This is a genomic window from Cupriavidus sp. 01L46 (genome assembly GCF_056399905.1).
Genome location: NZ_JBFTSF010000433.1, coordinates 1 through 6265, shown reverse-complemented (window position 1 = coordinate 6265; position 6265 = coordinate 1). Strand labels below are relative to the sequence as shown.

Below are 6265 nucleotides of genomic sequence, written 5' to 3'. Positions count from 1 at the left end.
TCCCCCGCCCCGGGCACCCCGGCGCTGGCCGAAGCCACCGGTTCCTGCGCCTTGCCGGATTCGTCCTGCGGCGGCTTATGCTCTTCAGTCATGCAGTTGGCTCTTGATTATGAATAGATAGGCGGGCCTGGGCACCGGGCCTGCCGGCTGCCCGCTAGCCCGCGGGTGCTTCGTATGGACTTTCCGGCAGCCAGTACACATTGCCGTCGCGCTCTTCGACGCGCAGTTTGGACAATGAAGCGCCCCGGCAGGGGCCGCCCACGCACAAGCCACTGTCCGGCGCATAAACCGCGCCATGTGTGGCGCACATCAAGTATAGGCCCGAGGACTCGAAAAACTGTCCCTCCTGCCAATCGAGCTCCATCGGCACATGCGCGCACTGGTTCAGGTAGCCATGGACGGCCCCCTCGAAGCGCACGACGAACGCGCTTACGGGACGCCCACCCACTTCGACCACAAAACGCACCCCGGCGCCGCCGTCAGCCAGGTCCTCGGCCGCGCACAGGTGCCGCTCTCCGGTCATCCCCTGGCCCGTTGCGTCAAGCATGCGCCAGCAGCCAGTCTTTCAGGTCGGCGATGGACGTCGCGCAATGCAGCGGCGCCATCGCGCGCAGGGCGTCCGCGGGATGCGCACCGTAGCCTACGCCGATGCCCGCAGCGCCGGCATTGGCGGCCATMTGCAGGTCATGGGTGGTATCGCCGATCATCACCGTGCGCTCCATGTCCTGCCCCAGTTCGCGGGTCAGCTCCTGCAGCATGGCCGGGTGGGGCTTGGAAAAGGTCTCGTCGGCGCAACGCGTGCCGTCGAACAGGCGCACGAGGCCGGTTGCTTCCAGGGCGCGCTGCAGGCCGACGCGGGTCTTGCCCGTCGCCACGCCAAGGAAATAGTGCTCGGCGCGCAAGGCTTCCAGCATCTCGCGCACCCCATCGAACAGCACCAGTTCGGCGTCGCGAGTCAGGAAGTGGAAACGGTAGCGCTCGGCCAGCCGGGGATAGTCGGCGGGATCGAGCGTCGGCACGGCGTACGACAGTGCATCCTTGAGTCCCAGCCCGATCACGTGGCTGGCGGCGCTGTCGTCTGGCACCGGCAAGCCGAGGTCGCGGCTGGCCAGCTGGATGCATTTGGCGATGGTCGGTGTGGAATCCATCAGGGTTCCATCCCAGTCGAACACGATCAGGTCGAAGCGTTGCCTGGCCATGAATATCCTTGTTAGCGCCTTAGTCAGCGGCGCGCTGGTTACGGGCTTGCTGCAGGAACGCTTCGCACTCCGGCGGCATGGGTGCAACGACAGTGGTGATTTCTCCACTTATCGGATGCGTAAATGTCAGGCTGTGCGCGTGCAGGAACATGCGCTTGAGCCCGGGATTCGCGCCGCTACGGGCCAGCGCCTTGTTGAGGGCGTAGTCGCCGTATTTTTCGTCGCCCAGGATCGGGAAGCCGGAATGTGCCAGATGGACCCGGATCTGGTGGGTCCGCCCGGTCTTCAACTCGGCCTCGAGCAAGGTGTAGCCCGGCATGACCTCGATCCGGTTGAACACGGTATGCGAGGCAATGCCATCGTCCTGCACCCGCACGCGGCGCTCGCCTTCCGGGGTGGTGTACTTATATAGCGGGAATCTCACGTGCTGCCGGGCATTCTCGAAATGTCCCGCCACGCAGGCGAAGTAGCGCTTGTCCAGCGCACTGCCGCGCAGTCGAGACGGTGCACAAGCTCAAGGAACCTGGCCTGCGGGCGGGCGCGCCGCAATTGCTCGATCACGCCGAATGCCACGCCGGAGCCGCCATGCACGGCTACGCCGGCAGGCTTGTTGATCACCAGCAGGTATTCATCCTCGAAGACCACCGGAAAGCTGGCCGGCGGCACGAACTTGCCGGCATCAGGTGCCGAAGCCGCCACACGCATGGGCGGGATCCGTACCACGTCGCCCAACTGCAGGCGATAGGTGGCGTCGACCCGTCCCTTGTTCACACGCACTTCGCCCGACCTCAGGATGCGGTAGACATGGCTCTTGGGCACCCCTTTCGAGAGCTTCAGGAGGAAGTTGTCGATACGCTGGCCATCGGCTTCGTCGCCAATCGTTACGTACGCCACCTGGGGCCCGGCCGCGGCGGCCCGCACCTCTTTTTCAATTTGATGGCGTAACTCATTCATTTTCAATATAATTTCCTCGCTGTTCCGGCCAAAGACCGGCAGCGCAAGTCAGGTGTAGGCGATTCGTCGTATTTTACACTTCGGGTTGCCGCCAACCCTGCCAGCCTCCCGCTTCTTTGCGTACCACGCGAGCCCGGGGCTGGTAAATGGCAGCAAAAACGCAGCACGCACGGTATCGCCCGCGCAGGAAGTCGCCCAAAGGCAACTTCGGCGCTGACGGCGGTCACGTGGGAGTAGTGTTCAGGTAGAACAGAATTTGATAGTGGATGCCCACCCGGCATCCACTCTGGTGAGAGAAGTCCCGCCCGCACCGGGAAACGGTGCCGCCGGCATGCTTCCAACGCCGCCTGACTGGTTGTACCGGCGCCCGGTCGCAGAACTCCAAGAAGCAGTAGGTGCGCCCGCCAGGAGATGTCAGGAAGCGAAGCAGCATTGCCGTGACGACAAACTTGCTCTTTGACGCGTCTAGCCCTTCCGCGGCCGGCCGCGGTGCGATGGCGCCTCTTTGCGCCCGCGCCGCCGCCATGCCAGCCGGAAACCCGCTGGGTCGCTGCGCAAAGCAGCACACCGGCGTTCTCTCCGACCATGCGGACGGCGCTTTCGACGTCGTTACCTCTCTTTCACCCGTGCCCAGCCGGCCGCGCTCATTTGCGCGACGGCGCTTTCGGCAATTCTCGCGCCCTCACTCGCTCCCTCGCGTGCTCCACGGAACGAACGCCGCGGGCACCGCATGCCGGTGCAATCCGCGGCATTGAGTGAGGTAATGCGATGAAACGCATGCTTTTCAACGCGACGCAGCAAGAGGAACTGCGCGTCGCCATCGTCGACGGTCAGAAGCTGATCGACATCGACATCGAAGCCGCCGGGCGCGAACAGCGCAAGGGCAACATCTACAAGGGTGTCATCACCCGGATCGAGCCCTCGCTGGAAGCCTGCTTCGTCAACTACGGCGAAGAACGCCACGGCTTCCTGCCCTTCAAGGAAGTCGCACGCGCCTTTTTCAAGGAAGGCGTGGACGTGCGCAACGCGCGCATCCAGGACGCGTTGCATGAAGGCCAGGAACTGATCGTCCAGGTGGAAAAGGAAGAGCGCGGCAACAAGGGCGCGGCGCTGACCACCTTTATCTCGCTGGCCGGCCGTTACCTGGTGCTGATGCCCAACAACCCGCGCGGCGGCGGCGTATCGCGCCGCATCGAKGGCGAGGACCGCCAGGAACTGCGCGAGACCATGGGCCAGCTGGCCGTGCCCGAGGGCATGAGCATCATCGCCCGCACCGCGGGCATCGRCCGCTCGGCCGAAGAGCTCCAGTGGGACCTGAACTACCTGCTGCAACTGTGGAAAGCCATCGACGGCGCCGCCGGCGACAACAAGGCCCCGCTGCTGATCTATCTCGAGTCCAGCCTGGTGATTCGCGCCATCCGCGATTACTTCCAGCCGGATATCGGCGAGATCCTGATCGACACCGACGAAATCTACGAGCAGGCCCGCGCCTTCATGAGCGTGGTCATGCCCGACAACATGAACCGCGTGAAGAAGTACCGGGACGACGTCCCCCTCTTCTCGCGCTTCCAGATCGAGCACCAGATCGAGTCGGCTTATTCGCGCATGGTGATGCTGCCCTCGGGCGGCGCCATCGTGATCGACCACACCGAAGCCCTGGTCTCGGTGGACGTGAACTCGGCCCGCGCCACCAAGGGCGCCGACATCGAGGAAACCGCGCTGCGCACCAACCTCGAAGCCGCCGACGAAATCGCCCGCCAGCTGCGCCTGCGCGACCTGGGCGGCCTGATCGTGATCGACTTCATCGACATGGAAGCCAGCAAGGCCCAGAAGGACGTGGAAACGCGCCTGAAGGAYGCCCTGCGCCAYGACCGYGCCCGCGTGCAGATGGGCAAGATCAGCCGCTTCGGCCTGATGGARCTGTCGCGCCAGCGCCTGCGYCCKTCGCTGTCGGAAGGCTCGCACATCACYTGCCCGCGYTGCAACGGCACCGGCCATATCCGGGATACCGAATCCTCCGCCCTGCAGGTCCTGCGCATCATCCAGGAAGAGGGGATGAAGGAGAACACCGCCGCCATCCACTGCCAGGTGCCGGTGGAAGTGGCCGCGTTCCTGCTCAACGAGAAGCGCCAGGACATCAACCTGATCGAGATGCGCTTCAAGGTCAACGTGCTGCTGATCCCCAACAAGCACCTGGAGACCCCGCACTACAAGCTGGAGCGCCTGCGTCACGACGACCCGCGCCTGGAAGACAGCATGGCCAGCTACAAGATGGCCGAGGCTGCCGCCAAGGAACTGGAAGCCGACACCAGCTACAGCAGCCGCAAGAAGGAAGACGCCAAGCCGCGCCAGGAAGCCGCCGTCAAGGGCATCACCCCGGAACAGCCGGCACCCGTCTCGGTGCCGCGCGCCGAGCGTGCCCCGCGCCCGGAAGCCGCGGCGGCAGCCGCACGTCCGGTGCCGGCTACCCAGCCGGTGGTCGGCGGTGGCTTCATCGGCTGGCTGAAGAACCTGTTCGGCGCCAAGCCCGCAGCGCCCGCCGTCGAGCCGGCCAAGCCGGTTGATGCGGAGCAGCGCAGCGCTGAGAGCCGTCGCGAACGCGGCCAACGAGGCGAACGCGGTGAAGGCCGTGGCCAGCGCGGCGAACGCGGTGGCGAGCGTGGCGGCGAACGTGGCGACCGCCAGGGCCGTGGCCAGCGCGGCGAGCGCGCACCCCAGGAACGTGGCGAGCGCGCGGACCGCGGCGAACAGCGCGCGGAGCGTGGCGAGCGCGTCGAAGCGCGCGGTGAACGTGGAGAACAACGTGGCGAGCGCGGCGAACAACGCGGCGAGCGCAACAGCCGCGCCCCGCGCCAGGCCGCACTGGAAGTCCAGCCGGCCCGCCAACCCGAAGGCGCACCGGCCGAGCGTACGGAAGGCCGTGGCGAAGGCCGCCGCGACCGCAACCAGGAGCGCCGCGAGCGCCAGCGCGACCGCCAGCGTGAACGAGGTGACGCGCCGCGCGAAGGCGAAGCCACCGAAGGCCTGGCTGCCGAAGCCGTAGCCGCGACCGCCGCAGCTGTCGTAGCAGCGCCGGCCGTAGCCGCAGCGATTGCCTCGCACGATGACGCCGACAATGCACGCACCGACCTGCCAGAAGGCACGGAAGGCACCGAGAACGGTGAAGGCGAAGAACGCCGCCGCCGCAATCGCCGTGGCCGCAACCGCTATCGCCGCGAACGCGACGACGGCGCCCAGGCAACCGAAGGCGCGGAAAGTGCTGAAGGCGAGTACACGGCGGAAGTGCGCGAAAGCACCCAGGCCGCCGCCCCGGCTGTGGTCGCCCAAGCGCCCGCGATCGAAGCCGCTGCCGTGCCGGTTGCCGAAAGCGCGCCGAGCGCTCCGGCTTACCAGCCCGCCGAGCAAGCCCGGCCGCCTACCAGCCGGCACCGGCTCCGGTTGTGGCCGAAGCTGTCGTGGAAGCCCCTGCTGTCGTAGCGCCTGCCGTTGAAGTGCCGGCCGCTGCCCCGGTGGCAACGGTAGCCCCGGCAGCCCCGGTGGCGATCGAAAGCCTGCAGCCAATGCTGGCATCGGCTGGCCTGGAATGGGTCAACACCGACACCAGCAAGCTGCGTGCAGCGCAGGAAGCGGCTGCCAGCATCCCGCCGGCAGCGCGCGTCGTGCGGGAGCGCAAGCCCCTGCCGCCGTTGCCTGAAGGTCCGATGATCCTGGTCGAAACCGGTGGCGATACCGCTGGAACGCCGCAGAAGTAAGCGGCACCCTCGCGGGTAGCAAGGAAAGGGACGGCGATGCCGTCCCTTTTTCATGCCTGCGCGCTTTGTCCAGGGTGATGCCGGCGGTACCATGCCCGGCTCGGCTAGAATGACAAATAGATGGCACCCGAAAGATGGTGCCCGGAACGGGCGATGTTGCCCTGTGCAATCGCGCCAGAGCCGCCCGTCACCCGCACTGCCACGCCCCCAGGCCATGACCGAATCCGTCATTCCCATTTTCGACCTGCGCGACCATYGCTACCGCTCGATGACGCCAAGCATTCCGGCCGTGCTCGCCGCACCAATCGGGCTGGTTGCCGACACGCGCGGCAGGCCGCTCCATGATCTGCGCATCTCGGT

At 66.4% G+C, this 6265-nt stretch carries 2 protein-coding genes and 2 pseudogenes; 1 reads left to right on the top strand and 3 read right to left on the bottom strand.

Going from position 1 to position 6265, the window contains the following annotated elements; translation table 11 throughout:
• Window positions 1-154: 154 nt before the first annotated feature.
• The 3 genes and pseudogenes from AC1DS3_RS36140 to AC1DS3_RS36130 form a co-directional block, all read right to left on the bottom strand.
• Complete coding sequence (locus AC1DS3_RS36140) at window positions 155-547, bottom strand: Rieske (2Fe-2S) protein (RefSeq protein WP_174425085.1); 393 nt, start codon at window positions 545-547, stop codon at window positions 155-157.
• Window positions 540-1199: an HAD-IA family hydrolase gene (locus AC1DS3_RS36135; protein ID WP_477129087.1), complete on the bottom strand. Its 660-nt coding sequence runs from the start codon at window positions 1197-1199 to the stop codon at window positions 540-542. Before AC1DS3_RS36135 ends, AC1DS3_RS36140 begins: the two co-directional genes overlap by 8 nt.
• A gap of 19 nt (window positions 1200-1218) precedes the next feature.
• A pseudogene (locus AC1DS3_RS36130) lies at window positions 1219-2153 on the bottom strand (pseudouridine synthase).
• A gap of 768 nt (window positions 2154-2921) precedes the next feature.
• Here AC1DS3_RS36130 and AC1DS3_RS36125 point away from each other — a divergent pair.
• Window positions 2922-5905, top strand: a pseudogene (locus tag AC1DS3_RS36125) (Rne/Rng family ribonuclease).
• Window positions 5906-6265 lie beyond the last annotated feature (360 nt).